The sequence below is a fragment of the Candidatus Paceibacterota bacterium genome, from assembly GCA_035404205.1.
Classification (GTDB): Bacteria; Patescibacteriota; Minisyncoccia; order UBA6257; family JAVHQB01; genus JAVHQB01.
Genome location: DAONGQ010000001.1, coordinates 118,750 through 121,419, shown reverse-complemented (window position 1 = coordinate 121,419; position 2,670 = coordinate 118,750). Strand labels below are relative to the sequence as shown.

Below are 2,670 nucleotides of genomic sequence, written 5' to 3'. Positions count from 1 at the left end.
TAGAGTAGATCCGTCCTAAGGATAAGATGAGGGTTCGATTCCTTCTGGGGGCACATGCATTAAAAGTTTAAAGTTTAAAATTTAAAGTTTAAACTTTATATCCCATTTAGACATTAACCATTGTTTCAGTTTTTACGAGGCTCTTGCCTCGTTGTTTTTGGGGCCATTGACATTTTAATGCGAAAAAGGGTGTATAATAGAATATATCAATTTAATGCTTATTATATGAGTAAAAAGATAAAAATTTTCTCTATAATTGCGTTAGTAGTGGTGGTCGTGGCGGGTGGATTATACATTCTAAGAAATATATTAGAATCCTCTTCTCAACCGCAAAATAATGCCCAAGAGAACAAATCATCAGGCCCTATTGGCGCTTTAAATATCGCAGTAGCCCCAGAAGGTATAGGCACACCTGGTTGGAAACCGAGCGCTAATTATAGACCAGAATATAAAGATGTGTTTTCCGTCGAAGACCAAGTTATGTTTGACTTTAGTAATGTAGCAAAATCAATGAATGTCGAGGCTAAAATGTATGACCAAAATGATCAAGCTGCTGATTTCTCGGAACAATTTTCTTTGAAACCAGGCAATGACGGCAATTGTTGCTTTAATCTGCCTCAACAGCCTGGCAAATATACCATCAAAGTTACGGACGATAGCGGAGTTGTCCTTACAAGAAGTCTAGAGATAAAGTAACTTTTTCGTATAAACAAGATTCCAAGATAATTTAAAGCACTGCCAATAATGTCGGTGTTTTAAATTTTGTATTTTGTGTATTGTTTCTGCTTCGGGTATTTTGTTTAAACTTTGGGCTTTAAACTTTAAACTTTTTGTCCCGTATCCCGTTGGACATTAGTTGTATGGTGCGCATGCCTTTTGCTTGGTTGCCCTCGTATGCTACAATAAATTGGTTTAAGGCTAGTAGGGGTGCCTGAGAGAGACGATAGTTAAATTATCTTGCGCAAAGCGGAAGCGTGTCTGAGTGGTTTAAAGAGACGGTCTCGAAAACCGTTATACCCGCAAGGGTATCGGAGGTTCGAATCCTCCCGCTTCCGCCTTGTGTGAGATGAATAGTAGGGCATCGTGAGTTCTCCGCCGGTTGGCGGATCTCACCCCCTCCGCAATGTAAAAAATTTAGACTAAATTTTCACGTTGCTGAAACGAAAAATTGCAAAGTGATTGGTACATTTCGCATTAGCAATTAAATATCGAATAAGCCCCTGCGATACCCATCATATTCATACAACTCTTTAAAACGCTGGCAAAGATGCTAGTGTTTTTGGATTTGCTATTATTAAGAGGGGTAGGATACAATGAATATATTTTAAAAGCATATGGAACATAATTTTTCTAAAACAATTACTAAGTCTGGCGCACCCTTATGGACATTGTCTTCGTCGAACTATAACAGTGTCTCTATAGGAGTTTTGGTTAAGGGCGGTACCAGGGACGAAATTATACCCAAAGAGGCTGGTATTGCGCATGCCTTGGAACATATGCATTTCCAAGGAACCGAGAATTTCCCCAATAGCTTAAAAATATCAGAGTATATAGAAGAGGTTGGTGGGGAAATAAACGCTTGGACTAGCGATGAGAAAACTTTCTATTTTGCCCGTGTTCCATCTGAATATGCTGAAAGAGCAGTACAAATCGTGAGCGAGCAGATAGAAAAATCAATCATCCCCGCAGAAAAAATTCCAATAGAAATGAAAAACGTAATTCAAGAAATAAATAGGCGTAACGATAATCCTCGGTCCTACCTTTGGAAAATAGTCTCAGATTTTATATATAAAGGCCATCCTCTTTCTAAGGATACGTTGGGCTCTAAGGAGTCGGTATCGGCGTTCAGAAGAGATGATTTTTTAAATTTTAAACGAAGATACTACAACCCAGCTAATTATACTTTTATTGCGGTGGGAGATATCTCAGAAGCAAGGGCGCGAGAGCTCTTTGATAAATATTTTGTAGAACATCCAAACTCACAGCCAAATATTAGAAGGAGGGAAACATTACCGGTACAAGCAGAAAAGCAGTTTATAGAAAGAAAAGAACTAGACCAATTACACGTAGGTTTGGATGCCATAGTTGGTTCGGGCATGGATAAATCCTCTCTTTATCTAGAATTTTTTAGTAAAATGATTTCTGGCGGTATGTCATTTCCTCTCTTTCAAGAAGTGAGAGATAAACGTGGTTTATGTTATTCAATTAATTCATCTATATCAAGAGAGAGTGATTTTGGGTCATTTGATATTTATATTGGTACAGATCCTAAAAGATACAAAGAAGCAATCGGGGCAACTTTAGAAGTTATAGACAAATCTAAAACTAACGAAGAGCTTTTAAACAAGGTAAAAAGATTATCCATTGGGCGCCTTCTATTGGCTTATGAACATACAGGAAACATTATTATGAAAGCAGAAAGAGATATAACTTACCTAGGATACCCTAGAGGATTTGAAGAAACTAAAAAAGAAATTGAGGAGGTCACTATAGATAATATAAAACAGGCCGTAGACCAATATTTAAAGCCGGAACAAATATTAACCGTGCTGCTTGCTCCTAAAGATTTTGTAGCTGATTAATTGGCCAGGGAATTTCAATGACTGAATCTAAACAAAATGGGATTAGTAAAAGCTAGAAAACAAAATCAATAAATAGTTAAAATTAAGG

At 37.3% G+C, this 2,670-nt stretch carries 2 protein-coding genes and 1 tRNA gene; all 3 read left to right on the top strand.

Features of this window, described 5'->3' with window-relative positions:
- Positions 1 to 225: 225 nt before the first annotated feature.
- The 3 genes from PK547_00585 (at position 226) to PK547_00575 (ending at position 2,582) form a co-directional block, all read left to right on the top strand.
- Positions 226 to 696, top strand: a complete 471-nt coding sequence (locus PK547_00585; GenBank protein HPR91224.1) for a hypothetical protein — start codon at positions 226 to 228, stop codon at positions 694 to 696.
- 272 nt (positions 697 to 968) lie between these two features.
- Positions 969 to 1,055: transfer RNA gene (locus PK547_00580), tRNA-Ser, on the top strand.
- 279 nt (positions 1,056 to 1,334) lie between these two features.
- A complete protein-coding gene (locus tag PK547_00575; protein ID HPR91223.1) occupies positions 1,335 to 2,582 on the top strand; it encodes a pitrilysin family protein in 1,248 nt (415 codons plus the stop codon).
- Positions 2,583 to 2,670 lie beyond the last annotated feature (88 nt).

What these genes read in the sequence shown, in the direction of transcription:
- PK547_00585 (HPR91224.1), top strand. Translation starts at nt 226, where the DNA reads ATGAGTAAAAAGATAAAAATTTTCTCTATAATTGCGTTAGTAGTGGTG.
- PK547_00575 (HPR91223.1), top strand. Translation starts at nt 1,335, where the DNA reads ATGGAACATAATTTTTCTAAAACAATTACTAAGTCTGGCGCACCCTTA.